Source organism: Marinobacter sediminicola (assembly GCF_031157525.1).
GTDB classification, from domain to species: Bacteria; Pseudomonadota; Gammaproteobacteria; order Pseudomonadales; family Oleiphilaceae; genus Marinobacter; species Marinobacter sediminicola.
The window spans coordinates 248,009-273,342 of the sequence record NZ_JAVIXR010000003.1; the positions used below are offsets into that span (position 1 = coordinate 248,009).

21 protein-coding genes and 1 pseudogene are annotated in these 25,334 nt (G+C 54.6%); 5 read left to right on the forward strand and 17 right to left on the reverse strand.

Features of this window, described 5'->3' with window-relative positions; translation table 11 throughout:
* The first annotated feature begins 147 nt into the window (after positions 1-147).
* On the forward strand, positions 148-1,218 hold the full coding sequence (locus tag RG807_RS06075) for an AraC family transcriptional regulator (protein WP_309044098.1): 1,071 nt from the start codon (positions 148-150) through the stop codon (positions 1,216-1,218).
* Between the two features lies 1 nt (position 1,219).
* Here the strand turns inward: RG807_RS06075 and queE are convergent, their stop codons facing one another.
* The 3 genes from queE to RG807_RS06090 all read right to left on the reverse strand — a co-directional run bounded on the left by queE (position 1,220) and on the right by RG807_RS06090 (position 2,912).
* The gene (queE, locus tag RG807_RS06080; protein ID WP_309044099.1) at positions 1,220-1,876 is read right to left on the reverse strand and encodes a 7-carboxy-7-deazaguanine synthase; all 657 of its coding nucleotides are present in this window, start codon (positions 1,874-1,876) and stop codon (positions 1,220-1,222) included.
* Entirely contained in the window at positions 1,876-2,541 is a 666-nt protein-coding gene (gene queC / locus RG807_RS06085) for a 7-cyano-7-deazaguanine synthase QueC (RefSeq protein WP_309044100.1), read from the reverse strand. The genes queE and queC overlap by 1 nt, the downstream gene beginning before the upstream one ends.
* 131 nt (positions 2,542-2,672) lie before the next feature.
* A complete protein-coding gene (locus tag RG807_RS06090) occupies positions 2,673-2,912 on the reverse strand; it encodes a hypothetical protein (RefSeq protein WP_298451271.1) in 240 nt (79 codons plus the stop codon).
* A gap of 442 nt (positions 2,913-3,354) precedes the next feature.
* Here RG807_RS06090 and RG807_RS06095 point away from each other — a divergent pair, with 442 nt between their 5' ends.
* The gene (locus RG807_RS06095; RefSeq protein ID WP_309044101.1) at positions 3,355-3,627 is read left to right on the forward strand and encodes a hypothetical protein; all 273 of its coding nucleotides are present in this window, start codon (positions 3,355-3,357) and stop codon (positions 3,625-3,627) included.
* A gap of 25 nt (positions 3,628-3,652) precedes the next feature.
* Here RG807_RS06095 and RG807_RS06100 read toward each other — a convergent pair whose 3' ends face one another.
* Genes RG807_RS06100 through RG807_RS06110 form a run of 3 tightly spaced genes read right to left on the reverse strand, consistent with a single transcriptional unit; the run spans position 3,653 to position 8,128 of the window.
* Complete coding sequence (locus tag RG807_RS06100) at positions 3,653-4,066, reverse strand: response regulator (RefSeq protein WP_309044102.1); 414 nt, start codon at positions 4,064-4,066, stop codon at positions 3,653-3,655.
* A 55-nt stretch (positions 4,067-4,121) separates the two neighbouring features.
* On the reverse strand, positions 4,122-4,673 hold the full coding sequence (locus RG807_RS06105; protein WP_309044103.1) for a hypothetical protein: 552 nt from the start codon (positions 4,671-4,673) through the stop codon (positions 4,122-4,124).
* On the reverse strand, positions 4,670-8,128 hold the full coding sequence (locus RG807_RS06110; RefSeq protein WP_309044229.1) for a response regulator: 3,459 nt from the start codon (positions 8,126-8,128) through the stop codon (positions 4,670-4,672). Before RG807_RS06110 ends, RG807_RS06105 begins: the two co-directional genes overlap by 4 nt.
* Before the next feature lie 203 nt (positions 8,129-8,331).
* On the opposite strand from RG807_RS06110, the gene RG807_RS06115 reads away from it, so the two are divergent.
* Complete coding sequence (locus RG807_RS06115) at positions 8,332-9,408, forward strand: hypothetical protein (protein ID WP_309044104.1); 1,077 nt, start codon at positions 8,332-8,334, stop codon at positions 9,406-9,408.
* On the opposite strand, the gene RG807_RS06120 is transcribed toward RG807_RS06115, so the two are convergent.
* Positions 9,402-9,659, reverse strand: a complete 258-nt coding sequence (locus RG807_RS06120; RefSeq protein ID WP_298451285.1) for a hypothetical protein — start codon at positions 9,657-9,659, stop codon at positions 9,402-9,404. The two genes, RG807_RS06115 and RG807_RS06120, sit on opposite strands and share 7 nt — an antisense overlap.
* A gap of 195 nt (positions 9,660-9,854) precedes the next feature.
* Here RG807_RS06120 and RG807_RS06125 point away from each other — a divergent pair, with 195 nt between their 5' ends.
* Positions 9,855-10,199, forward strand: a complete 345-nt coding sequence (locus tag RG807_RS06125; RefSeq protein ID WP_298451288.1) for a hypothetical protein — start codon at positions 9,855-9,857, stop codon at positions 10,197-10,199.
* 9 nt (positions 10,200-10,208) lie between these two features.
* Here RG807_RS06125 and RG807_RS06130 read toward each other — a convergent pair whose 3' ends face one another.
* Complete coding sequence (locus tag RG807_RS06130) at positions 10,209-11,495, reverse strand: serine hydrolase domain-containing protein (RefSeq protein WP_309044105.1); 1,287 nt, start codon at positions 11,493-11,495, stop codon at positions 10,209-10,211.
* 78 nt (positions 11,496-11,573) lie between these two features.
* On the opposite strand from RG807_RS06130, the gene ybaK reads away from it, so the two are divergent.
* Positions 11,574-12,044: a Cys-tRNA(Pro) deacylase gene (gene ybaK / locus RG807_RS06135; RefSeq protein ID WP_309044106.1), complete on the forward strand. Its 471-nt coding sequence runs from the start codon at positions 11,574-11,576 to the stop codon at positions 12,042-12,044.
* 80 nt (positions 12,045-12,124) lie between these two features.
* Here ybaK and RG807_RS06140 read toward each other — a convergent pair whose 3' ends face one another.
* The 9 genes and pseudogenes from RG807_RS06140 to RG807_RS06180 form a co-directional block, all read right to left on the reverse strand.
* A complete protein-coding gene (locus RG807_RS06140; protein WP_309044107.1) occupies positions 12,125-14,368 on the reverse strand; it encodes an NADP-dependent isocitrate dehydrogenase in 2,244 nt (747 codons plus the stop codon).
* A 314-nt stretch (positions 14,369-14,682) separates the two neighbouring features.
* Positions 14,683-16,674, reverse strand: a complete 1,992-nt coding sequence (locus RG807_RS06145; RefSeq protein WP_309044108.1) for an acetoacetate--CoA ligase — start codon at positions 16,672-16,674, stop codon at positions 14,683-14,685.
* A gap of 16 nt (positions 16,675-16,690) precedes the next feature.
* Positions 16,691-17,470 carry a 3-hydroxybutyrate dehydrogenase gene (locus RG807_RS06150; protein WP_309044109.1) on the reverse strand — a complete coding sequence of 260 codons (780 nt, stop codon included), beginning with the start codon at positions 17,468-17,470 and terminating at the stop codon, positions 16,691-16,693.
* 62 nt (positions 17,471-17,532) lie between these two features.
* A complete protein-coding gene (locus RG807_RS06155; protein WP_309044110.1) occupies positions 17,533-18,903 on the reverse strand; it encodes a TRAP transporter large permease in 1,371 nt (456 codons plus the stop codon).
* Between the two features lie 17 nt (positions 18,904-18,920).
* A complete protein-coding gene (locus RG807_RS06160) occupies positions 18,921-19,538 on the reverse strand; it encodes a TRAP transporter small permease subunit (RefSeq protein WP_309044111.1) in 618 nt (205 codons plus the stop codon).
* A gap of 79 nt (positions 19,539-19,617) precedes the next feature.
* Positions 19,618-20,703, reverse strand: coding sequence for a TRAP transporter substrate-binding protein (locus RG807_RS06165; protein ID WP_309044112.1), 1,086 nt, complete (start codon positions 20,701-20,703; stop codon positions 19,618-19,620).
* Positions 20,704-21,042: 339 nt separating this feature from the next.
* Complete coding sequence (locus tag RG807_RS06170; protein WP_309044230.1) at positions 21,043-22,455, reverse strand: sigma-54 interaction domain-containing protein; 1,413 nt, start codon at positions 22,453-22,455, stop codon at positions 21,043-21,045.
* Positions 22,456-22,593: 138 nt separating this feature from the next.
* Positions 22,594-24,625 (reverse strand): annotated as a pseudogene (locus tag RG807_RS06175) (3-hydroxybutyrate oligomer hydrolase family protein).
* A 274-nt stretch (positions 24,626-24,899) separates the two neighbouring features.
* On the reverse strand, positions 24,900-25,262 hold the full coding sequence (locus tag RG807_RS06180) for a DUF6164 family protein (protein ID WP_309044113.1): 363 nt from the start codon (positions 25,260-25,262) through the stop codon (positions 24,900-24,902).
* Positions 25,263-25,334 lie beyond the last annotated feature (72 nt).

Below are 25,334 nucleotides of genomic sequence, written 5' to 3' on the forward strand. Positions count from 1 at the left end.
AGGGATTCCGCTGATATACCCACCAATTGGCCTGTCGCCCCTCTTGACGCGTCATTGAAGTCATGGGGGCGGAGTGCTGCAAAGGTCATAATCAAAGCCAGCATTCAGAATGACTGACAACAAGAACAGCGGATAACAAGGATTACCATGCGTGTCTCTGCCTCCAATACACAGGATCTGGGTATGCCGGCCATTTACCTGCATATACTGGCTGAACTGTTAAAGACCATCGGTCTGGACGAGCGCGACCTGTTGCTCAGGGTTGGATTGGACCCTGTCCGGCTGCAATCAACAGACGTTCGGGTTAGCCACGCGCAAGCCAACGAGTTCGTCACCCGCGCTATCATCGAAAGCGGCGAACCCGGGCTTGGCATTATGCTGGCCCGTGAGCTGAAGCTACCTTTGCACGGCGCGCTAGGCGTGGCTGTCATGAGCAGCCGCACATTGAAAGACGCGCTGGATTTGATGACTCGTTACCTCACTCTTCGCGCACCCCATCTGAGTGTCAGCAGCCGCGAGCACGATGGTGCGATGCACTACACTATTCGCTGTGATGGCGACCCGGGGCCGCTTCAGGGGTTCATTGTGGACGCCATGCTGTTTGGCTGCGCCTTCATGGGAGAGCAGCTCGCTGGCACCACTATCGGCGGCGCGGCGATTCTCCGGAAAGGCCCTGAACCCTCGTATTTCCGTCGCTTCAGGCAGTCGATCGTGATGCCGGTAACCTATGGATCCCAGGAAGATGCGCTGGTTATTCCCCATGGCATGCTGTCTGTGCCTATCCGCTTCAGCGACGACCAGCTTGCGGCGTCGTCCCGTGCCCAGTGTGAAGATGCCCTGCAACAACTCACAGAAGATGCAGGCTTTGGATGCCGGGTACGACGGGTAATTGAGACCAGCTATCCCTTCCCCCCAAAGCTGGCGAGAGTGGCGGCCACCCTGTTTGTATCCGAGCGCACATTAAAACGCCGTCTACAGGAAGAGAATGCCAGTTTTCAGAATTTGGTAGATCAGGTTCGGCTGGAACGTGCCCGGGAACTGCTCACCGGCACCCGCATGAACCTTAACCAGATTGCAGACGTTCTAGGCTATGCCGACGCGGCAAACTTTACCCGGGCATTCAAGCGCTGGACGGGAAACAGTCCAAGCCGCTATCGGGATGCAGTGGAAAAGCCAGGCAGAGTGTTTCTACACACCAGCACGCCGGCTCATGCGTAAATCAGTCAATACCGATGATTTTGTGCATTTGTAGCGTCAGACGCCAGCGGGGGTTAGCGAGGCAATAATCCGTCGCTTTGCGGGTGTTGCTCTGTTTGACCGGGTCCGTGCTGCCGTCAGGTGCCGATGACGAGGCCATAGGCGACAGGAAGAAATGCCGGGCGTTGAAGTGAACAAACCGTTCCGGCATGGCTTTAGGCTGAGGGTACACCAGCTTCAGTTCATCACAGGCTTCAATCACCACCGGCGCATCTGCCTTGGGGCTCACACACAACCAGTCAATCCCGGCCGGTGCAGGCAAGGTACCGTTGGTTTCCACACCCACTTCAAAACCCGCCTGGTGAAAGGCCTCTATCAGCGTTTCGTCCAACTGCAACAAAGGCTCTCCACCCGTACACACCACGTAAGGCTTACCGGGAGCGTCTGGCCACAAGCTGCGTATGTGATCCGCCAACGCCTCTGCCGTTTCGAACGCGCCCCCATTCTGGCCATCAGTGCCTACAAAGTCCGTATCGCAGAAATTACACACGGCTGCCGCACGGTCCTTTTCCCGGCCTGTCCACAGGTTGCACTTGCTGAAACGACAGAACACCGCAGCGCGACCGGCTTGGGCGCCCTCGCCCTGCAAGGTGTAGAAGGCTTCTTTTACTTTGTACATCAGCGACCTGCCTCGTAGGCCAAGGGGTCTGCAAGGCCATTCTCTGAAAATGCTTCAAGCCGCTCTACGCAGGATCCACAAAGCCCGCAGGCCTTTTCCCGCCCGTTATAACAGGTCCAGGTGTGAGCATAATCGAGCCCCAGCTTCAGGCCTTCAGCCAGAATATCGCCCTTGGTCATGTGCATGAAAGGTGCCTCAATGCCCACGGGTTCATAGTTGGCAACCCGACATACGGCGTCCATCTTTTCGACAAACTCGGGCCGACAGTCAGGGTAAATCGCATGATCCCCGCCATGGGCGCCGTACCAAACTGCACCGGCATTCACCGTCACTGCATAGCCTGTGGCCAGCGAAAGCAGAATCATATTTCGGTTAGGCACCACGGTGGCTTTCATGTTTTCTTCGTCGTAATCGCCTTCGGGTATGTCGCTATCAGAAGTTAGCGCAGAGCCCGACATAACCTCACTCATGGCGCGAATATCTATAACCTTGTGAGGTATATCGAGGGCAGTGCACACCGACCGCGCAACATCCAGTTCACGCACATGGCGCTGGCCGTAGTTGAACGATAATGCATGAACCTTCAGCCCCTGCGCGCGCGCGCGATGCAGCAGAGTAAAAGAATCCATGCCTCCAGAATAAATAACAACCACGGTGTCAGTCATGCAGGCTCCAGGCAAGCGGATAAAGGGTTCTGTAAAGACCGGGTAATCACGGGGCGGTATTGTAGCAGTGCAAAGCCAGGAAGGGTTTACGCCCGTATAAAACGGGCGAAGGTTCCAAGACCTGATATACGTTAGTGCTTGAGTGCACTCATTCTGAGGGCGATCACTTCGAGACCACCTCTCAGGGTGGATAGCGTCCAGTATGTCACCAGCGCCATCAATCCTGCACCGATTACGGTGAAGGCCAAATCGTCACCGACGACTCGTTCTTTTGCCAACACCATATACATAGCCAGTGCGGCAATTAAAAGGATTTCTACGACAAAATGGAAACGGAACTTGTTACGGGCAGATCCGGATTCGTCGGACATTTTCTTAGGTTTCAACCTCTGGGTTTCTATCAGTATGGGTGATTGGTTAGTGTACGAATTATCCCCCAACGCAACCCGGATATCTGTACGAGTTAGTGGCTACGGACTTTCCACTACCGAAAGACACGCGCTCCTTACCAACGTCTGTAGGGGTTTGCCGCAGATCCCAAGCTATTGCAAACGCCGGCCTAACGGATACACTACCGGATCAAATACACCAGAAATGCCGACTATGATCCGAATGATTCCACAGCTCTTGATAAACGCCGCAGCAGTCTGCCGTAAAGGCCACTGCGTGCGTGTGATGGTAGAAATTATCTAACGGCTTTCGGTCAGTTCCCGGGAGCCTTTCAAGCGACCGGGTCAGCGTCTCCAGCAAACCCCGGTTGCCCTCGGCTCCGGGGTTTTGTTTTTGCTGTCGAACAACGACAAGGAGATCACCATGAGAAGACAACACATTTCGCGTGCCGCGAACCAGCCCATGAATAACCGGGCAGGGGCCATTCGTCGACCGGAACAACTGCCGCTGCTTGATGCTATCTGCAAAAAACTGAATCAGCGCGTGAATCTGGATGACGAGCAGAGGGTACTTGGTGTTTACGAGCGGGGGTGGATCTTTAACGGTGTGCTCGCCACCCTGGGCACTGCGGAAGCCCGCTACGTTCGCGCACTCGCTACGCGCCACAACTCCTGGATAGCGCGCCAGGTGGCATAACACATCAATAGAAGGTCTGAACCGGTCAATGCTGCCGGTTCAGACCAAGCATAACGGCCGCATCAGGGCCATGCACTACCGCGTAGTTGTTAACCACATCGAGTATCTTTTCCTGCGAGTAAGGCTTCACCACATAACCATTGGCGCCAGCACTGATTGCCCGCTGAATACTGTCGATAGAGTCATCCGCTGTAACCAGAACAATATGTTGGCCATCCCGCGCTTTTTTGAACTCTTTCATCAGTTCGTGGCCGTCGCCATCCGGTAAACCAAGATCCAGAAGGATAATGTTGAACTTACCACCGTCAAACGCTTTGCGCCCCGATGCGACGCTTTCGCAATCCGTTACATCCGTCGCCCCCGCCTTATAAAGCATATCAACCAGCCGCTCGCGCATTACCGGCTCATCTTCCACAACCAGTACCGTCAGCTTATCCATTGTTATCTCCTTTTTCGTCGGGCGCAGGTTGTGCGGGTTTTTCGTATCGCATGGGTTACCACGAATCTGTGCCTGTGTGCCGGGGAAGGTCCAGAGGCGCATGTGCAGCTCTGGCCGGGTTGCCCGGCTCTACGGCTTTCCCGTCGGCGCCAGAACCATAAACATCCTGGCCATCGTCGCGGGTCAAAATATTGCTGATGCCCACCGCCGTAGAATAAAGCGATATAGCAAGAATGAGCAGAATCGGCTGCACAAACGCCACGAATCCAGGCACCTCAGCGCCACTTATGATGCTCAGTATAAGGATGATGGCTGGCCCCAGCACTACAAACAGTGTCAGAGCGATAAAGAATACAATACGCTCCTTGAAACGGCCAAGATCCCGATTAATCACCAGCCCCAAAACGAACTTCCCTATGGCCAGTCCGGCAAGAATGGCTGCTGCTATGCTCAGGTCTGCATGCATCAGCATCTCGTAGAGGCGGCCGTCCCATAGACGCTGCATGCCAATAACAAGAAACGGAAAAAGCACGAACAGTACATCGGCATAGGTGCCGTACATCATGCTCATGGACTGCTGTTCACGGTGGAACTGGCGCTCACTCATTGATCTGATCCTGTTTCATTCTGGGTTAGTTCACGCTCGATCATCTTATTCAGTTCGGCAAACTCGCTTTGTACCTGGCTCCACACGGGATCAGCTTCCTTTACAAGTGCTTCCACAATGCCTGCCTGAACGGTCATTTCGGGGTAGCCCATGGTGCCAGCAGACCCCTTTATTTGATGCGTTTCCGTCTGTAGCACTTCCCGGTCATGGTTTGCCATTGCCTGCTTCATTCGTTGCTGGCGCGTGACCAGGCCCGACAGAAATCTGGCTACCAGGCGACGCATAGCTTCGTTTTCTGCCTCTATTTCAGCGGGGCCGGAATCCAGAAAGCGCCCCAGCAGTGCTTGCAATCGATGTTCGTCAATCGGCTTCTCCAGCACTCCGTCGCAGCCTGCCTCACGCAGTGCATCGGTTTCTTGCTGATCGCCCGCAGTGAACGCAATAATCGGGCGCCGAAAACCTGCCTGCCTAAGCAGTTGGGTTGCCTCAACTCCATCCATTTCTGGCATGTGCCTGTCCATAAGCACCAGTTGCACTGTATCTGAAAGTGCCTTGCGCACGGCTTCGTCACCTGACGCGACAGACACCACTTCAAGGCCCAGGCGGGTCAGCATTCGCTCTACCAACTGCCGATTCCCGGCATTATCTTCAGCTACCAGTACTTTGCCGCAATGTTTCTGCAGGGGCACTGCGGAACTACCTGTTTCAACCTCAAGGTAACGCGCCAAAATCTCGTAAAAACGCTGCTTGTCGATGGGTTTGGCCAGATGCTCATTGCAGCCCGCCAACCGGTAATCGGCAATATCCTCGGTCATGACATTAGCGGTTAACGCAATTACCGGCGTATTCACCCCCGCCTCCCGCAACGCCACGGTAGCATCGCGGCCATTCATCACCGGCATCTGAATGTCCATCAAAATCAGATCAAACGGCTCCCGAATGGCCATTTCCAGAGCTTCCGCACCGTTGCCAACGTGCACTATTTCAGCACCCGTACGGCCCACCAGCAAAGACACCAGACGCCGATTCACATCGTTATCTTCCGCACAGAGTATACGCCCGGACAGACGCGGTGCCAGAGTCATCGGGATGCTACGGCGGAGCTGACTCAGCTCAGAGGCATCCCGCAGGAAATGAGCCTGCTCAAGAGAACCGGTGCATATGGATAGCTCGAACTCACTGCCTTCTCCATATGTGCTGCTGACACGGATACTGCCACCAAGCATTTCCGCCAGCCTGCGTGAAATGCTCAGGCCAAGGCCCGTGCCGCCATACTGCCGTGAGATCGCAGCGCTGCCTTGGGCAAAGGGGTCGAACAACCGGCCTATCTGTTCTGGCTTCATACCAATCCCGGTATCCACAATGCGGGCAACCAGAACCTCCGCTTGGCGCTCGCATCGGATCGCCAGGGAGATCGATCCTTTTTCAGTAAACTTAAGCGCATTTCCACACAAATTAATAATAATCTGGCGCAAACGTGTGGGGTCGGTCTGAATTTGCTCAGGCAGCGGGAATTCACAAACTACGTTGAAATCCAGCCCTTTTTCCCGAGCCCGGGGCGCAAAAAATGCGCGGATTTCATCCAGAAGCTCGGGCAGGTTTACCGAGATCACATCAACATCCAGTTTGTTGGCGTCGATTTTAGAGTGGTCAAGAATGTCGTTCACCAGTTCCAGCAGGTGGCGACCGCTGCGAACGACGGTCTCCGCGCTGCTGCGTTTTTCCTGCTCATCAAGATCCGGGTCCATAAGCGTTTCGCCGTAGCCAATAATGGCCGCCAGCGGCGTGCGGATCTCGTGGCTCATATTGGCAAGGAACTGGCTTTTAGCCTCCGCTGAGTTACGGGCCAGCTCTTTCTCGAGCCGCTCCTGCTCCCGCTCACGTTCAATACGTTGGCGCCGATGACTTTCTGTGGAATCAACACACGTGCCTTCCAGATGGGTAGGATCGCCTTCGGCATTGTATGCGGTGTGTAGCGAGATTATGGCCCAGCGCTCGTCTCCTGACCGGGTCAGATAGCGGGCTTCCACGCCTTTTACCGTGCCCCGCGCTTGCAGTTGTTCAACCACCAGCTCACGCAGTCTGTCATCGGCAATACATGCGTCCAATACATCGGGGTTAGTTTCCAGTAGCTCCCGGCTGCTACTGAAGCCCATCAGGCTCGCCATAGCCGGGTTAGCCGTTACAAACCGGCGATTTATCGACATCTGAAAAACACCTTCAATGGCGTTATCAAACAGTGACTGGTATCGCTGCAAGTTGGATAGCGCCCGCCGGCTCCAGTTCAGTGCCTGGCCCTGAACCTGTTTTATTCGATCTGCCAGGGCAAAAGAAAACAGGATTATCTGCGCGGTGAGCCCTATCTGGGGCGCGTAACCGGTGAAAGCATTAAGCGGCAAGTAACCCATTACCGTCAGGGCGTATACACCAAAGCCCACCAGGGCGAGCGTCCAGGCGAAAAAGTAGGAACGGGCCGCAGGGTTGTAATAGCGCCAGGACAAATAGCTGACCACGATCAAAATGAGACAGAGCAGCATCGACCCTATAACAATCCATTCCATGGCAATGTGATAGGGAACGAACAGCGACAGCACAAAAGTTAGAAGCACAGAATACAGGCACATGATCAAAACCCGGTCGAGATCCAAAGATCGGGTGCGGGTTTCGAGTAGTGCCCGGGCCATCAACAGGCCCCAGAACCAGGTCGTCGTAATCTGAAGGTGCAGGTACTCCTTGTTGAACAACGCGGGGCGGTTGTCCAGGAGCTGAATTCCGTGAACCTGCTCGGTGGCGATAAACACCCCGGCAGACACCAGATAAAGCACATAGTAGATGTTGCTGCGCTCACGAACGGACACCGCAACAAACAGGTTATAAGCCAGAATGGCAAGCAAACTACCCAGCAGCGCTCCACGGATAATTTCGTCTACCGACACCTTTTCAATGTAGCTGTCGGGGCTCCAGAGGCTGATGGGTAGGCGGAAGGTATTGGTATTGATAATGCGCAGGTACACAGATGAAACACTACCGGGCTCCAGATCCAGCCGGAACGTGGGGTTGGGCACCGCCAGATCACGCTCTGCCCAGTTATCATGATAGCCGGCCTTGCGCTGATCGATGAGCTCTCCGTCGCGCACCATATACAGTACAACTTCATCTACTAGCGGAAGGGCCAGCTCGAGAATCCATTCTTTACTGTTCCGCCTGGTATCAGCATGCACGTCAAAGCGAATCCAGTAAGCTGATTCGGTATAGCCAAAGTTCAGCACACCGTTTTCATGCCGGGTAAACCGTTCTGGTTCCATGGCGAGGATGTCTGACAAAAGGTAGAGCTGGCCTGCATCCTCCAAATACAGGATACAACCGCCAAAATCGCGGACACTTTCCGTGCCCCTGTCCAGAACAAGCTGGCCGTTACGGCATTGTTCTTGAGCACTCACCAAGCCCGGCACCATAACTGTGACAAGGCATATCACAACAAGCAGCCACTGCACTGCGTTGCCTGAAGCCGGTTTACACCGTTGCTGCAAAATGTGATCTCCGCGCGGGCATGAGCCTGTTTTATGGTTTATTGTCAGCAGTCGGATCGGGGCAGACCGCCCCGCGGGTATTTACTTTAGCCGTTTATGGCTGACTTCGCACCTCAGGGCCTTCTGAAATGAGACACTCCTGCTTTTTCACCGCTATCTCAATTGCACTCTTTGGCATCAGCGGGTGCAAGATGGCGGATACCGGGCCAGTAGCGTTTAATCCTGCCACGAATGTGAGCCCGACCTTTTTAACTTTTGACCTGGAAAATACCGACAGAGCGCCCGACAACCTTGAGCACACCCGGTTTTGGGATTTTTATCAAGGCCTTGAGCCCACTGGCAATAACGCAACCGACGAGGATCGTGAAACAGCGAACGAAATTCGTGCCCATATCGACAAATTTATACGAGCGACCCGCACGCCGGACGGGAAAAATTATGAAAAAGTACGCAACCCTCTGGATCTGATCAATCAAGTAATTGCATTCAACGAGATAGACAACTTTCGGGAAGGCCGGCGTTACATCAGCCAGCGTATTGCGGCTGGACAGGCCGGCAACTACAGCAACCGCGCGAACGGTGCCCTAATCCGGTTTACAGATCAGAATGCAGTGCTTAACGACGCGTCGTTAAATGACAAACTGTGGGTTTACCCAACGCTGGATTGGCGGTACCTGCCGAAAGGGCCAGAAGACAGCGATCTGGATGAAAAGGTGTATCGAACGGTCCAGTATGTCAGTCGAAGTGTGGCAACTGAAGAGGCGGAAGCCCAGCCCGAACTGATAAGCCTGCTCGCTGGGAGCCGCTTTGACGCCAACAGCTTCGTGACAAGCGGATACAATATCCCTGAGTTCGCGACCGCCGACTATCTCAGCCGCAATTATGGGAGCATAGAACTCCGGCAAGAATTCATTCGGGATAAAATCGATACGCTTTTTATCAAGAGCGCCGATAAGCCGGTGCTGGATCTGAGTCGCCACGGAATAACTCTGAGCGATACTAGCCCCGACTGCCTGAGGGTTGAACTGGATTACGTAGGCTCAGTCTTGAGAGTTTTCCACTCCAATGAGCAGCCGGCAAAAATCAAAGACCCAGCCAGTGAGGATCCTGATGCAACCATCAAGAACCCTGCATACTGCGGTAATCAGGTAGACAGTGAGGCTGCTATAAGCTGGACTGCGAAAGGCGCTTTTTGGCGTCAATAATACCGACGCTCACCCATCTCCCAATTCTGCAAAAAGCCCTTTTTGCGGTCGATCATGCGCTCGTAAGCTGAAATCATGACCGCCACATGGGGCGCTTTGGCCAGTCGCAAAATTTCGATTCGGCGCTCCAGGCGTTCCACTTCGGTGCAGACTTGTTGATGCACGTGAGTACGCACACTGTCGTGGTGGTCGAGCCGAACCTGCCGGGGCGAGGGGGGGAATTCTTCGTAGGGATTTCTTGGCTTATCCATTGCGTATCTCATCCATTGAGTTGCCGTGGTTCCTTCATCAAACTGTAGTCTGCACAACTGTCTAACAAAGTGCAACAAAATGAACAGAGTTTCACTTCTACGCAATAATTCAGACAACAGCCCCACACTCAGAGAATCCCGGCAAATCCGCTGCTATAGTTCCCATTATCAATTTCACAGTGAACAGGATTGTGTATGAGCCCGACATCCGTTGCCGACACCCTCAGGGAATACCTGTCTTTGCTTGAACTGCTAGACGACGCCTACTGGGAAGCTTCAAACATCGCGCACAAGGACATGCTGTACGACATCATCAGTATTTTCAGCCAGGAAGTGTCCGAGATAAACAAACTCAGCATTCAGGATCACCACTACCCCTATGAGGTGATCACTGAAGGTATTCGCCGTGTTGTACCAAAACTGGAAAGGCTGGACGAAAGCCGCGAGGACGTCATTCAGCGCACTCAAACGCTGACAGACTTCCGGGACATACTTTCGTCCGTACTCGGTATTCTTGAAGATCAGCTCAGAACCCTTTGAATGACCGCCTCAAAAGGCGACCACAGGGCGCTCGCTTTCCGGGCGCAGCGGGAACTGGCGGGCAATGGTGTATACAAACTTACCCAGCGCCGGAATGTGATGCCCCACAATCGGGAACCCGGTGTTGAGAAGGCTGACGGAGATATCCCGCGCCGCATCGGCCCAACACAACTTATTGATCAACCCGACATGGCCGAATGCATACCGGCTTCTTTGCCCCCACAAGCCAACGGGGTTGCCGCCCAGCATCATGCCGGCACTGAAGCGCATAGGCATCATCATGGTGCGATCAATCTGCAAGGAGCCGAACTGCTGAATGGCCCGGCGAACGGTAATCTCATTACAGATGCGCTTGCCGTTCCAGGCACCGCCATTGAGCATCATCTGGAAGAACCGGCCCATCTCTTCAGCAGTGCCGCAGAGATTACCGGCGGGGATCACCGCTTCCTGAAACAGGGGGTTGTTGGTTACCTGCTCCACGGTTGAGATGTCGCCGCCAAGGGCGCGGTTTACAATCCACGACACCGGGAAACGGGGCGTTGGCCCGGTCGCGTAATTCGTAGCCAACTCATGCAGGTTCTCTGCCTCGATCCCGTAGGTAAACCACTTCATGCCCATGGGCTGGCGGATATGCTTGTCGAGGTAGTTTTCGATGGTGTCGCCAGTGACTTTTTCAAGCACCCTTTGCAGAACATAGCCGCCGGTTATCGCATGGTAGGCCACCTTGGCGCCGTCTACCGCCACGGCCCTGGACTCGCACAGCAGGCGCCAGATTTCCGCTTGATCCCACAGTACCTCGATGGGCGTGTCTTTCGGAATGGACGGAATGCCGCCCCTGTGGGACAGGATCTGATGCACCGTGATGGTACGTTTGCCATTTTGTGCAAACTCCGGGCAATAATAGGACACAGGGTCCATCAGATTTACCAGGCCTTGCTCAACCAACATGTGCATCAGTAGAGCAGTGACCGCCTTGGATGCCGAGAAATAACAAATAGGGGTGTCGGTGGTCATGGCTATTTTCGGCGTGCCGGCAGGCTCATGGGGGCCGTTTCCACTGGCATGGCCAATGGCCCGATGCAGTATTTGCTCTCCCCTGTGGCGCACGGATATCTGGATTCCGGGGTGAACTCCGGTGCGATACAAGGCTTCGACGCTTTTCCAGATGTTGTCAACGGTGCGGGTGTCTATGCCTACGGCTTCCGGGTTTTCACCGGTGGTATCGCGCTGGGTAACGGTCGATAAATCCTTGGGAACCTTGCAACTGTGCAGTGCACGACGGGCTATTGGGTTCATCAGGTACGCCTTGCTAGTGTTGACTGTTATTATAGGCAGTTGATCAGAGGGCAAATCAACTGTTTCTGAGGCCAGTTTATGACACCCGGTATCGATGCAGCCAGTAAAGCCGGCGTATTTCATACTATCCACGAGTACGAGCACGATCCTGCCAGTGCAGGGTACGGTAATGAGGCGGCCGACAAGCTGGGGGTTGATCCTGCGCGTATTTTCAAAACCCTGGTGGTCGCTGTCGATGGTAAAACCCTGGCAGTAGGCGTGGTGCCGGTTACCAGCATGTTAAGCATGAAGTTGATTGCCAAGGCTGCCGGCGGCAAAAAGGCTGCAATGGCAGACCCGCAAGAAGTGCAGCGGCGCACGGGTTATGTACTGGGAGGCGTTAGCCCTCTGGGCCAGAAGAACCGTTTAAAAACCTTTATTGATGCCTCCGCTGAAGGTTTCGACACTGTTTACGTTAGCGCAGGCCGTCGCGGGCTGGAAATTGAGCTGTCTCCGGCTGATCTGGCCAGCTTGACCGGGGGGAAACTGGTGCCTCTGCAGCAGGCATAAAAAAACCCGGAGAGCCGATTAAAGGCTTTCCGGGTTTTCATTCCAGGTGGCCGGGCACGATGCCCGGATACCGTCAGGGGTTACTTAACCGATGCACGGGCATCCTTCAAAATCTTGTTGAAGGTTGCGCTCGGCTGCATAACTGCCTCCACCTTATCTTTGGGTGGGTGGTAGTAGCCACCGATATCGGCAGGATGACCCTGGATAACGCTCATTTCTTCCAGAATCTTGTCCTTGTTCTCTTCAAGCTGTGCAGACATCTTGGCGAAGAACTCTTTCAGCTCTTTGTCGCTATCCTGAGATGCCAGTTCTTCTGACCAGTAGCGGGCCAGGTGGAAATGGCTGCCACGGTTATCCAGCTCACCCGTTACCCGTGACGGCGACTGGTTGTTTTCCAGCAGGCGCTCGGTAGCTTTGTCGAGGGTCTGGCCCAGCAGGCGTGCACGGTTGTTGTCGTGCTTCTCGCCCAGCTCATCCAGCGATACCGCAATGGCCAGGAATTCGCCCAGGGAATCCCAGCGCAGGTGATCTTCCTGCAGAACCTGCTGCACGTGTTTGGGGGCCGATCCACCAGCACCGGTTTCGTAGAGGCCACCACCATTCAGCAGGGGAACAATCGACAGCATCTTGGCGCTGGTACCCAGCTCCAGAATCGGGAACAGGTCGGTGAGGTAGTCACGCAGTACGTTACCGGTTACCGAGATGGTATCCAGACCACGAATCAAACGCTCCATCGTCCAACGAATAGCACGCACAGGTGACTCAAGGCGGATATGCAGCCCCTCGGTGTCGTGATCCTTCAGGTAAGTATTCACCTTCTTGATCAGCTCGGCATCGTGAGGACGCTCGTCGTCGAGCCAGAACACGGCAGGCATGCCCGTCGCGCGGGCGCGGGTAACGGCCAGCTTGACCCAGTCGCGAATCGGCAGGTCTTTGGTTTGACATGCACGCCAGATATCGCCTTCTTCAACATTGTGCTCGGTCGGCACGGTGCCGTCTTCGGCCAGAATGCGCACGATACCGTCTTCTTCGATTTCAAACGTCTTGTCGTGGGAGCCGTATTCTTCTGCCTTCTGCGCCATCAGGCCCACGTTCGGCACTGTTCCCATGGTGGTGGGATCAAAGGCGCCGTGGGTTTTGCAGAAATTGATCATTTCCTGATAAATCGTGGCATAAGTGGACTCAGGCATGACGGCCTTGGTGTCCTTCAACTTGCCGTCGCGCGCCCACATTTTGCCTGAGTTACGGATCATTGCCGGCATGGATGCGTCAACAATAACGTCGCTCGGTACGTGCAGGTTGGTAACGCCCTTAACGGAGTCAACCATGGCGATTTCCGGGCGGTGCTCGTAGGTCTTGTGCAGGGCTTCCTGAATTTCTTCCTGCTTCGACTCTGGTAGCTGCTTGATTTTCTCAAGCACCGACGACAGGCCGTTGTTCGGGTTTACGCCGATTTCGTCAAACAGGTCGCCGTACGTGTCGAAAAGCTCTTTGTAGTAAATCTTCACCGCGTGACCAAACACGATAGGGTGAGAGATTTTCATCATGGTAGCTTTTACGTGCAGGGAGAACATCACGCCGGTCTTTTCGCAGTCTTCGATAACCTCTTCGAAGAATTTGCACAGCGCTTTTTTGCTCATGAACATGCCGTCGAGCACTTCGCCTTCCTGCAGTGGCAGGTCGGATTTGAGAACGGTTTGCTCGCCTTTTTTGTTCTCGAACACAATGCGGGCGTTGGTTGCCTTGTCGAGAGTTACGGACTGCTCGTTAGAGTAAAAATCGCCGCCGCGCATGTGGGCTACGTGGGTGCGTGATGCCGGGCTCCACTCTCCCATGCTGTGGGGGTATTTACGTGCAAATGCTTTCACCGCAGTCGGCGCTCGGCGGTCTGAGTTACCTTCACGCAAAACCGGGTTTACAGCGCTGCCGAGTACTTTGGCATAGCGCTTGGTCGCATCTTTTTCTTCGTCGGTTGCAGGGTTTTCGTTGTAGTCAGGAACCTTGTAGCCCTGATCCTGCAATTCTTTGATAGCCGCACGCAACTGCGGAATAGATGCCGAGATGTTCGGCAGCTTGATGATGTTGGCGTCCGGGTCTTTGGTGTATTCGCCCAGCTCTGTCAGTGCGTCCGGAACGCGCTGGTCTTCCTCAAGGTGGTCCGGGAAGGTCGCCAGAATGCGAGCCGCCAGGGAGATGTCGCTGGTTCCAAATTCGATACCAGCCGGCTTGGCGTAGGTTTCCAGAATTGGCAACAGTGACCGTGTTGCGAGGGCAGGCGCCTCGTCGGTCAGTGTGTAGATAATCTTCGCTTTGGATGATTTCATTTTCGTCCTCAGGCTAATAGGTGGGTTCAGGACGGTCATGGCTAGATCCAGCATCTTGTGAACGCCCGAGCATTGCTATGACTGATTTTTAAAACTTTTGATAGACCTACTAAGATACCATTTTTTTGTTCTGCTTGGTTACGATCTTAGTATAAGAACGGACTAAAAACCCTTGATCTTCGGTATCTGGGGGATCATTTGGTGGGAATTTACGAAACTTTCTAACATTTTGGCTTGTTGGCTTGGGAGTAGCGCACTGGGGGTAAGCCCTCCCAGCGCTTCCACTCCTGCGCGCTTTTGATTTAACAGTCGCCTTAGTCTTTGGGCAACAGGTTTTCTTCTGCAAGCCGTTCGCGAATCTGGTCCAGCGCTTCCGGGTTGCCCAGGGCATCGCGGTTGTCGGCTTTGGTAGAGCCGTTGATCAGGCGGGCGACGGCCAGTTCTACTTTTTTGCCGCTGCGTGTGTAGGGGATGTCTGGCACTTGAACTATGTGTTTGGGCACGTGGCGGGGGCTGGCGCCTGTGCGGATTCGGGCTTTTAGCTGTTTCAGTAGATCGGCGCTGAGCTCCTGACCTTCGGCAGGCACTACAAACAGCACCACTTCTACGTCGCCGTCGATCTGGCGGCCGACTACCAGGCTGTCTTTTATAGCCGCTTCGGTTTCTACCTGGCGGTAGATTTCGGCGGTGCCGATTCTTACGCCGCCGGGGTTGAGGGTGGCATCTGAGCGGCCGTAGATAATGGCACCGCCGTGTTCGGTGAATTCTATGAAATCACCGTGAGCCCATACGCCGGGGAAGGTGTCGAAGTAGGCTTCGCGATAACGTTCGCCGTTGGCGTCGTCCCAGAATGCGACGGGCATGGAGGGCATGGGCTGGCGGCAGACGAGTTCGCCGCGCCCTTGGTCTACGGGCTTGCCGTCATCGCCGTAGGCTACGGCGTCGACGCCGAGGAAGCGGCATTGGATTTCGCCACGGCGCACAGGCAACAGTGGTGTAGAGCCTACGAAGCAACCGCAGATGTCGGTGCCGCCAGCAATAGAGCCTAGCAGGGCTTTAGGTGCACCTTGGTTGTAGACCCAGTCGTAGTCTTCCGGGAGCAGGGGCGAGCCGGTTGAGAACACGACTCTCAGTTTGCTCAGATCCAGGGTTTCGGCCGGTGCCATTTCAGCTTTGCGACAGCCTGCAATGAATCTTGCGCTGGTGCCGAAGTGGGTCACGCGCTCTTCGGCTACGGTGTCCCAAAGGAAGCTGAGGCTAGGGTAGCCCGGTGAGCCGTCTACCGTGATAACAGATGCGCCAGTTAGCAGCGCGGAGGCCTGCCAGTTCCACATCATCCAGCCACAGGTGGTGAAGTAGAGAAAGCGGTCATTCGGGCCTACGTCGCCGTGCAGCATGAGTTCTTTGGCGTGATTGACCAGTAGGCCGGCGGTGCCGTGTACGATGCACTTGGGTTTGCCGGTGGTGCCGGAGGAATACAGAATGTATACCGGGTGGCCGGGGTCGACGGGTGTATATGAAGGCGCTTCGCCCGCACCAAATGCAATGGCGTCGCCCCAGGTGGTTACCCGTTCACCTGTAATCGGCTCAGCGTCTGGTAGTTGCTGCACACTCACTACGCACTTCAGAGTGGGCAGGCCGGCGATCAGCTCTGCAAATTCGTTCTGGCGGGCCAGCACTTTACCGCCGTAGCCATAACCGTTCACAACAATCAGTGCAGAAGGCTCAATCTGGCCAAACCGGTCAAGAATCGCGCCCACGCCAAAATCAGGCGAAGCAGAGCTCCAGATAGCACCAAGACTGGTGGCTGCCAGCATGCCAGCGAGTGCTTCGTATCCGTTGGTGACAACGCCGGCAACCCGGTCGCCTTTTTGTATGCCTTTGCTGCGCAGGAAGGCTTCCAAAGCACCCACATCGGCTTTCAGTTCGCCATAGCTGCGGCGCAGAACGGGGCGTGTTTCACAGTAGGCCACCACGGCCTCTTCATTGGCATGCTCGCCTTCTGCATGGCGCAGCAGGTTGGCCGCAAAGTTCAGCTTCATGCCCGGGAACCACTCGGCACCCGGCATATCCCGCTTGCCCAGAACTTTGAGCGCTGGCGTTGCGCTAACAAGCCCGCAATAGTCCCAAACACTGGCCCAGAAGGTTTCAAGGTCATCAACAGACCATTGGTGCAGCGCGTGGTAATCAGCAAAGGGGCCATAGCCCTGCTCTTCCAGCCAGGTTTTGAAGCGACCCATTTGGCTATTGGCCAATTCGCCTGCCGATGGAGTCCAGACTACTGGGGACTGTTCAATAACGCTCATCCGTTGCTCCTGTTACTTACTGCATGTGCCAGCCGTGGCTGACAACAAAAGATTGGCCTGTAAGAGCGGCTGAAGGGAAGGCCGCCAAGTGCACCGCCATTTCGGAAACATCTTCCTGGGTGGTGAATTTGCCATCTACTGTGTTTTTTAGCATCACCTTACTGATGACTTCCTCTTCGGAAATACCCAGCTCTTTCGCCTGCTCCGGTATTTGCTTATCCACCAGTGGCGTTCTTACAAAGCCAGGGCAGATAATGTTGCTGCGAACTCCGTGCTCTGCACCCTCTTTGGCAACGGCGCGACATAATCCAAGCATACCGTGTTTTGCTGCCACGTAAGGAGCTTTCAGGGGCGAGGCCTCGAGCGAGTGCACTGATCCCATGTACAGCATAGTGCCTCCACCATTGGCGTACATTTGCTTCAGAGCCGCACGTGTGACCAGAAACGCGCCATCCAGATGCACGTTCATCACCCGCCGCCAATCCGCATACGCCAGATTGTGTACCGGATCTATGTGCTGGATACCGGCATTCGCTACCGCAATATCCAGACCACCCCAGGCCTTTACAATGGCGGCTACGCCCTCTTCGACGGCGGCCTCATTAGTTACATCCATGGCCAATGCCATTGCGGTGCCGCCGGCTTTTTCTATGGCGTCAACGGTGTCTTGTGCACTTTCCAGCGTGAGGTCTGCCACAGCGACACGAGCACCTTCACGGCCGTAATGTTCGGCGATTGCCCGCCCAATGCCTCGCGCTGCGCCAGTAATAAGAGCGATATCGTTTTCGAGACGCATGGTGTTTGTCTCCCAGTTAGTATTCAGTTTTTGTAAGTGAAAGCCTGCGGAAAAACGGCGTATCAGGAACCGCCGTACACTTCATTTGGAAGCCAGGTCGCCAGAGGCTGAAACCAGAACACCAATGCCAAAGCCAGAAGCTGCAGCATAATGAAAGGCAACACGCCCAGATATATGTCCCGGGTAGTAACACCCGGCGGGCATACGCCTTTGATATAGAACAGCGAGAAGCCAACGGGGGGTGTCAGGAAGGAGGTCTGCAAACACATGGCAAACATGATGGCAAACCACACTGGCTCCACACCCATTTTGAACAGTACGGGGGCCACTAAAGGTAAAACGATCAGGGTAATCTCCACCCAGTCCAGGAAAAACCCGAGCAAAAAGGTGATAAACAGAACGGTCAACAACACACCTGTAGTGCCAAAAGGCAGGCCGGTGATGGCGCCTTCTATCACTTCGTCGCCACCCAGCCCTCGCAGCACCGAGGCAAACACTGTGGCACCGATAAAAATGCCAAAAATGAATGCCGAGGTGCGGCTGGTCTGATAAAGGGATTCTTTCAGGGTTGCCATATCCAGACGCTTGCTGACAAAAGCCATAAGCAAGGCGCCGCCCGCACCCACTGCAGAGGCTTCCGTGGTTGTCGCTATGCCAAAAAAGATGGAGCCGAGCACAGAAATGATCAGTGCCATGGGCGGCAAGATTGCCCAGAACACACCAAACCAGGCGCGGGCATCAAGGCGCTGCCGGTTGGTAGGCGCCGGTGCCAAATCCTTTTTGATGTAAGAGGCAATGATGATGTAGAGAATGTAAAGCATGGCGAGCATGACGCCTGGAATCAGCGCGCCCATGAACAGCTTTCCTACTGACGCATCCGAGGTACCAAGGCGATCCGCCATCAGAACCAGCATAATGCTTGGCGGCACCAGAATGCCGAGCGTTCCCACCGAGCACGCCGTGCCCACAGCCAGTGATTTGTTGTAGTTGGCCTGCATCATGGGGCCAAGGGACAACATGCCCAGCAATACCACTGAGGCGCCCACAATACCGGTTGAGGCGGCAAGCAGTACACCAACCAGCACCACCGTAATGGCATAGCCACCGCGCAGACCGCCAAGCACTTTAACCAGGCTGTGCATTAGCTTTTCAGTAATACCAGATCGGTCCAGCATGATGCCCATGAAAATAAACATGGGTAGCGCGACCATCAGCTCATTGGCAACGATGCCATAGATTCTGGCGTCCAGAACGCCAATGGTTCCCTGCCAGGTAAACCAAAGAGGAGAATCGAGATACTCGACCATAACGTGGCCGACAATACCGAATATAAGACCAATACCCGCCAGTGACCAGGCAACCGGGAACCCCGAGAGCAAGAGCACCATAAAGCTGGCGAACATGGCGATAACAAGAATTGCTTCTATTCCCATGACATTAGCCTCGTGGTTCAGGGATTAGGATGGCCGGCAGAGCGCCGATCATCGTAAGGAGGCTCAACAGCCCTGGGAAAACGGAATAGGTAGGTGGTGCAACGCGTGGCGCGTGACAGCAGCGCAATCATCACGAACACCAGCCCCAGAGGCAGCATACTTTTGAATATAAACCGGTAAGGCAATCCGCTAGGTGCCTGGGAATGCTCTGTGTAAATCCATGCTGTCCAGGCGTAGGGCACCAGAGCACTGATCATCAGCGCAATGATGGGCAGCGCCAGCAGCACAATCCCCAAAAGCTCGATAATGGCCTGGGCTTTGGGGCTGAACTTCTCTTTCAGCACATCAACACGAACGTGGTCGTCCCGCACAACCGCATAGCCCAGGGTGAGCATGGTTGCAGTTCCGAAGAGGTGCCAGGACAACTCCTCAAGGGCAATAGAGCCTTGAGATAGCGCATAGCGGGAAAACACGTTGATCAAGATAACGATCAGCACAGCAATCCATAACCAGGACGCCAGACGGCCAACAGCAACAACCAATCGATCTAGATGCCGGGATAAAGCATTGACTGGCAGCGAATCAGTATCGAATGTCGGGGCATGCTTATCCCCTGAGACATTAGTATCGGTCACAAAAACCTCGGATTTTCCGGATGCAGGGAAGGAAGCGGGCAGCGTTCAACCGTTACCCGCAATGAACATCATCCGTTGATCAGTCGTACTTGTAGAAATCCCGTGGCAGATAGCCATTGGAGTGCCATATAGAGTGATGCTCCATAAATTCACGCTGACTGGTCAGTACGCGATTGAACATTTCATCTTTGGCAGCAATTTCATCCAACACCTCATTCGTGACCTTTTGCAGCTCACGCAGTACCGGCTCTGGCAGAGTCTGGGCGTTTACGCCTTCTTTCTCGTACTCGCGCAGTGCTGTTGGCTGGGCCCACTCACTCTGTGCAAACCCTTTAAGCGTGGCAGACTCGCAACCCATTTCGATAAGCGCGCGGCTCTGCGGCTCCAGCTTCTCCCAAACATCTTTGTTCACCAACAGGTGGGAGGTGGTCAGAGTTTGGTGCCAACCGGGCATGATGTAGTTTTTGATAATTTGGTCCAGGCCCAGCATCTTGTCGATGGCGGGCTGAGAAAACTCAGTTGCATCAATCGTTTTGCGCTCTAGCGCCTGATAGATTTCGCCGCCTGGAACCATGGTTACGGAAGCGCCGAGCTTCTCCAGAACCTTGCCACCAATACCGGCAAAGCGGATTTTCAGGCCGTCAAAATCTTCCACGCCCTTGATTGGATTAGCGAACCAGCCTGCGCCTTCAGGGCCAATGATGCTGCACAGCATGGGGTGGATGTTGCGTTTGGCATAGATTTCTTCCAGCAACGCACGGCCATCGCCCTCGTAATACCAGGCCAGATAAGCAGGCGGTTCCATGTTGAAAGGGGCACCGGAATACAACGGCAAGGCGGGAATGGTGCCCTGATCGTAACCAACCCAGGTGTAGCCTGCGGGGTATTTACCACCACCTACGGCATCCATGATTTCAAACGGTGGAACCAGTTCGTTCGGCTCATAGTAACGCAGCTGAATATCACCACCGGATATGGCTTTGAGATTTTCGGTCAGGTGTTTTACAGGCGTTGTGAGCCCTATAAGGTGTGAAGGGAAAGCCAGAGGCACCTGCCAGCGAACTTTTTCTGCAGCTAGAGCATTGCTGCTGACCAAGGCGCCAGTCATAAACGCAGCAGCAATGATACCCAGTGTCAAACCCGATAGCTTATGTTTGATAGACATGAAGATGATCCTTCTTGTTGTTGTAGTCGGTCCGGACCACTTTGGTCCGGACCTCTTTGGCTCAGTAAGCCCAGGCAGAAATCACGCCAGAAAAATCAGAAGAAAGTTGGCAATGGTATATCAGGGGTCTTACTTTTGGCGCCAGCCTTTATTTCTGAATTGTTCTGACGTCCTGCACTTGGGATAAAGCAGAGCCCATGCCAATAATTTTTTTCCCTTAAATATCAAACGCATAAAAACAAACTTAAAACTGCGCCGAATATGATCGTCCGGAAATCAGGACAGCATTGAACTCTGGTCGTACGTGCTTGTACTGATACCAAGACACCTGTCCGGAAATCAGGACATTTTTGCCAGCTTCTCGTAAAGTACCGAGCGGGAGATACCCAGTAACTTGGCCGCCTGAGTGCGGTTACCCCGGCTCGCAACCAAAGCCTCTTCAACCGCTTGGGCTTCTGCCTCAGCCAATATGCTGGCCAAGGGCCGAATAGGGCGCGGTGTGATTCGGGAAGCTGGGCCCGCGCTGCTGCGGGGCAACACTTTGAACATGGCATCTGCATCCAGTACGCCGCCCTCCTCACTCATGGTCAGGGCTCGCTCAAGCACATTACGCAGCTCACGGATATTGCCCGGCCAATCGTAGCTGGCCAAAGCCGCTACGCCGGCATCGGTAATTTCCGCACGCATATCCAGCCCCTCGCTAATTTCCCAAAGCAAGGTTTCGCAAAGCAACCCCAGGTCCGCAAGACGGTCCCTCAGCGGTGGTATGGGGATTTCCAGCACATTAAGCCGGTAATACAGATCTGAGCGAAAACTGCCGTCGGCAATCATCGCCTCAAGATTGCGACTGGTTGCCGCGATAACCCGGACATCAACCTCTGTCACCTTATTCGAGCCCAGAGGCTCAACTTCGCCTTCCTGCAGAACGCGCAAAAGTTTGGCCTGAAGCGGCAATGGCATGTCGCCCACTTCGTCCAGAAACAGCGTGCCTCCGTTAGCCAGCTGAAACTTCCCTTCTCGCAGTTTGCGATCGGCACCGGTATAGGCACCCGGTGCCACACCAAAGAATTCGGCTTCCAGCAGATTGTCGGGAATCGCTGCCACGTTCACGCCCACAAACGGCTTCTCGGAGCGGCTGGATACAGAATGAATCGCTTGGGCCAGCACCTCTTTGCCAGTACCTGTTTCACCCAGTACCAGTACAGCCATTTCACGTCCGGCGGCAAGCCGCGCGCGGCGCTTGACTTCGAGGGCTCCGGGGCTGGCGCCAACAAAATCTCCAAGGCTATAACGCGTACCCCGGGATTTTTTTGCCAGAGCCTTGCGAGCCGCGGCCAGGTCCTGATGCAGGCGCCGGTATTTACTGACCAGGGGGGTAAGTGGTTGCAGGTCGTCGTAAAGCACAAACGCCACAGCGCCCTCAATCTCGCCGGCATTGTCATAGTATGGCAGCCGGGTAACCACTAGTTGTTGCTGTTGATACTCCATAATATCCAGCAACAGCGGTTTGCCGGTTTCCACAACTTCAGGCATGCGGGTTTCGGGAATAACCTGGCGCACCTGGCGGCCAATCACATCTGCCGGATCTTTCAAGCCCAACAACTCGGAATAGCTCACGTTTATCCAGGTAATGCGGGACTCGCGATCAACGGCAATCGCCCCTGCGCTGGCCTCCTCAAACATGGGAAAGAGTGCTTCGATTAGCTCCCGGGTAAGCCCTTTCTTATTCTTCTCACCAAACAACTGTGCCATGTAGTGCTTACCGCCAGAGTCAGTTTCATTCATCGTGAAAGCCCTGACATCCGGCGATGCCGGATGTTCTGTCAGAAGTATATGGCCCCCTCCGCAAGGTGAGCAAATGGGAGGGGACGGGGGACGGCCCGAACGCCGTCAATCAGGTATGATTAACTCACTACCAATCAGCCGGATAAGGTCTGCCTCTGGCGGCTGTGATGCAATCTGCGGAAGGTTGCTCTGGGCCAGCGGTGTTGCATCGCCTCGCGGCGTGGCCCGAACAACCTGGCTTGGCGGCAACGGCGTGTCGTTGGTCAAGCGATCCCAAACCAGATCCAGAGCCTGGAAATCGTAGTGATGCAGCGGCACATAGCTGGCGCCAATCGCTGGGAATCCGTTCAGAACGTCCAGGTGATGGGCGTTGAGCACTTCGTAGTAACGGAGTTCGCTGCCAACTCCCTCCACTTGCCGGTTAAGCCCAAAATAGGGCCGGGAAGTGTGGTTGATAGGCAAAATAGCATCCGACCGCCCCGTCACAAATACAGCCGGCTTGCCGCGAAGATCCCCGGTAGCCCTGATCTCTTCAATACCATCAGCGATGGCTTCGGCTAGCTCTGCTTCAGCTCCCGTCAGCGCATCGCCAGTGATCGCATCACGACCCAAGGCCAGACCGTGCAAGCACAACAATGCATCAAGACCATAATCCGTAAGGCCGCTGCTGGGGGATTTGCTGACAGTCAGTAGAGTCGACGGAACCACGGCGTCATCGTAAACAATATTAACCTTTGCAGTGGGCGGAATACCGTTGCTGACTGCAAATGCTGCGGCTTCCTGAACCGGGGTAAGCGGAGTTACTGCCCCAGTACCATCCGTCGCAGCCAGGCTAAGCCCGCACACACGATCCTCCACACCCGCGCGGCCATAGGCGTTGGCATAGGTCATGGAAATGCTCTGAGCTACGTTGGAGGCAAAGTGTATGGGAGCCTGTAACCAGCCCCTTAAGCGCCAATGAGGTGCAGATATTCTCGCCAATAGCTTGCGGGTTATACGCAGCGTTCAATGGTGCAATATCACGAATAGCCGGCGCCTGATTGGCGCAACCCTGGTACACCGCAAGTGCTGTGGTGTATTCCAGCAGGCTACGACTGTGCTCAACAATGGGCGTATCGCTACCCTGCACAATGGTGAAATTGGTACTTACAGCCGGGTTCACGTTGGGCTCTGATACCGCCACGCCGTCAATCAACCCTTTTGTATCCTGCTCCGCCGCGCGAACCGATGAACCACCGCCGTTGGAAACACTGGAGGCTATAACCAAAGTGTTTTCCGGCGTAATAACACGGGTGTTGTCATCACTGCCAAACTGTTTGTTAAGCACCCAGAACCCAAACTCAACAGACTGAAGAACATGGCGCCCCCAGTCGGCTTCCGGGTTGGTTTTCGAGTGAGCATGCTTCCAGGCAAATCGATCCGGCCAATCTGCATTGAAATCATTCCGCTGGCTGGCCGTGAGATCCGCGCGAAACTGAACAGATTCATCAGTAGACGAGAGCGTACCGTCGATACGCTGCGCGGTATTGGTTTCCAAGTTATGGGCGCCGGTGCCACTACCTTTATCGGTATAGACCACGGCACAGCCCTTTTTCAGACCCCACTCGCCGGCTGTACCAATCGCCCCATAAATTCCCCGGGAGCCGGACGAAGGAGCGGTGATCATGCATGGGTTTTGAACATCAAAGCTGTCAGGAACCTGAGCCATAACCGTAACAGGCACACTACTGCCGTTAACGGTCATAAACGCCAGGTATTCATGGCCCGGAATCAGGCCTTCTGTTTGATTGCCGACACCGGGGCCAAAAAACTCGCCATAACCACCGCCTGGGGATGTATCCACAAGCGCCCGGTAGTTATTGTAAATCGCAAGCTGACGCAGTTCAGCCGGAGAGGGGTTAAGCGGATCAGAAAACGCAGGTGCTGTGGCACTGTCAAGGCCCGTAGCTCCGAGGCCGGCTGTTAGAAGATCGTCAGTCACGCCGTCATATTGGGTGTGCAGTATGTCACCCTGGATAAATTCAGGCGGTTGGTTTACCTCAGGTGGGTTGTTGTTATTGCTGTCACTACTGTCATTGCAGGCACTCAGGGCGATGCCTGTCACGCCGATTAGCGTACAGATCATGATACGTTTCATGGGTCGTTCCTTGTTTTTTGTTGTTAAGAACACGTCCGGGCCCAAGGCCCGAATCAACCCACATGCGCTTCCTGTGCCATTATTTTATCTTTATGTTTTTATTAGTAATTTTTATAATTCATCGAATACACTGACGGATTTTGTCCGACTTCCCGGACACTGCCATCCACGGGACAAACGAACAAAGGAGGGGGAGTAGTACTAACGAGCGGCGGCTTCAGCTTATTTGTCCTGAAAACAGGACACCGTAGCGATTTTCGGACATTCGGGAAAATTAACCGATTCGGATAAACGGCAGCAGGCTAAAACCGGCAATCACAATAATTGCCAAACAGGCCGCCAGCGTGCGCACGGGTTTCTGCCGAAACATGTACCAGATACCGCCGCCCTTGCCCTCCAGGCGTCTGGTTTCATAGGCTTCACGCTGGCTTTGTGTGCGCTGGTACTGGTATTCATGGAGTATGGCTTTGGCCCTTTCGGCTTCTTCCGTATCGTGTACCCAGAAGCCACCCATACTGATACCCCAGCGACTAGGTGGGGTCTCGTAATAGCGCACGTCGTGGGCCTCGAACAAAGCCCGGATTTCTTCGGCTTCATCATCTGGCACGTGGCGCAAATTCATCAAATGGTGGGGCATGACAACTCGTTATCTGGTATCAAATGGGGTAATGCCGATATTCTAACACCACAGACCCAAAGACCGAATTCA

What these genes read in the sequence shown, in the direction of transcription:
- RG807_RS06075 (WP_309044098.1), top strand. Translation starts at nt 148, where the DNA reads ATGCGTGTCTCTGCCTCCAATACACAGGATCTGGGTATGCCGGCCATT.
- queE (WP_309044099.1), bottom strand. Translation starts at nt 1,876, where the DNA reads ATGTACAAAGTAAAAGAAGCCTTCTACACCTTGCAGGGCGAGGGCGCC.
- queC (WP_309044100.1), bottom strand. Translation starts at nt 2,541, where the DNA reads ATGACTGACACCGTGGTTGTTATTTATTCTGGAGGCATGGATTCTTTT.
- RG807_RS06090 (WP_298451271.1), bottom strand. Translation starts at nt 2,912, where the DNA reads ATGTCCGACGAATCCGGATCTGCCCGTAACAAGTTCCGTTTCCATTTT.
- RG807_RS06095 (WP_309044101.1), top strand. Translation starts at nt 3,355, where the DNA reads ATGAGAAGACAACACATTTCGCGTGCCGCGAACCAGCCCATGAATAAC.
- RG807_RS06100 (WP_309044102.1), bottom strand. Translation starts at nt 4,066, where the DNA reads ATGGATAAGCTGACGGTACTGGTTGTGGAAGATGAGCCGGTAATGCGC.
- RG807_RS06105 (WP_309044103.1), bottom strand. Translation starts at nt 4,673, where the DNA reads ATGAGTGAGCGCCAGTTCCACCGTGAACAGCAGTCCATGAGCATGATG.
- RG807_RS06110 (WP_309044229.1), bottom strand. Translation starts at nt 8,128, where the DNA reads ATGGTGCCGGGCTTGGTGAGTGCTCAAGAACAATGCCGTAACGGCCAG.
- RG807_RS06115 (WP_309044104.1), top strand. Translation starts at nt 8,332, where the DNA reads ATGAGACACTCCTGCTTTTTCACCGCTATCTCAATTGCACTCTTTGGC.
- RG807_RS06120 (WP_298451285.1), bottom strand. Translation starts at nt 9,659, where the DNA reads ATGGATAAGCCAAGAAATCCCTACGAAGAATTCCCCCCCTCGCCCCGG.
- RG807_RS06125 (WP_298451288.1), top strand. Translation starts at nt 9,855, where the DNA reads ATGAGCCCGACATCCGTTGCCGACACCCTCAGGGAATACCTGTCTTTG.
- RG807_RS06130 (WP_309044105.1), bottom strand. Translation starts at nt 11,495, where the DNA reads ATGAACCCAATAGCCCGTCGTGCACTGCACAGTTGCAAGGTTCCCAAG.
- ybaK (WP_309044106.1), top strand. Translation starts at nt 11,574, where the DNA reads ATGACACCCGGTATCGATGCAGCCAGTAAAGCCGGCGTATTTCATACT.
- RG807_RS06140 (WP_309044107.1), bottom strand. Translation starts at nt 14,368, where the DNA reads ATGAAATCATCCAAAGCGAAGATTATCTACACACTGACCGACGAGGCG.
- RG807_RS06145 (WP_309044108.1), bottom strand. Translation starts at nt 16,674, where the DNA reads ATGAGCGTTATTGAACAGTCCCCAGTAGTCTGGACTCCATCGGCAGGC.
- RG807_RS06150 (WP_309044109.1), bottom strand. Translation starts at nt 17,470, where the DNA reads ATGCGTCTCGAAAACGATATCGCTCTTATTACTGGCGCAGCGCGAGGC.
- RG807_RS06155 (WP_309044110.1), bottom strand. Translation starts at nt 18,903, where the DNA reads ATGGGAATAGAAGCAATTCTTGTTATCGCCATGTTCGCCAGCTTTATG.
- RG807_RS06165 (WP_309044112.1), bottom strand. Translation starts at nt 20,703, where the DNA reads ATGTCTATCAAACATAAGCTATCGGGTTTGACACTGGGTATCATTGCT.
- RG807_RS06170 (WP_309044230.1), bottom strand. Translation starts at nt 22,455, where the DNA reads ATGGCACAGTTGTTTGGTGAGAAGAATAAGAAAGGGCTTACCCGGGAG.
- RG807_RS06180 (WP_309044113.1), bottom strand. Translation starts at nt 25,262, where the DNA reads ATGCCCCACCATTTGATGAATTTGCGCCACGTGCCAGATGATGAAGCC.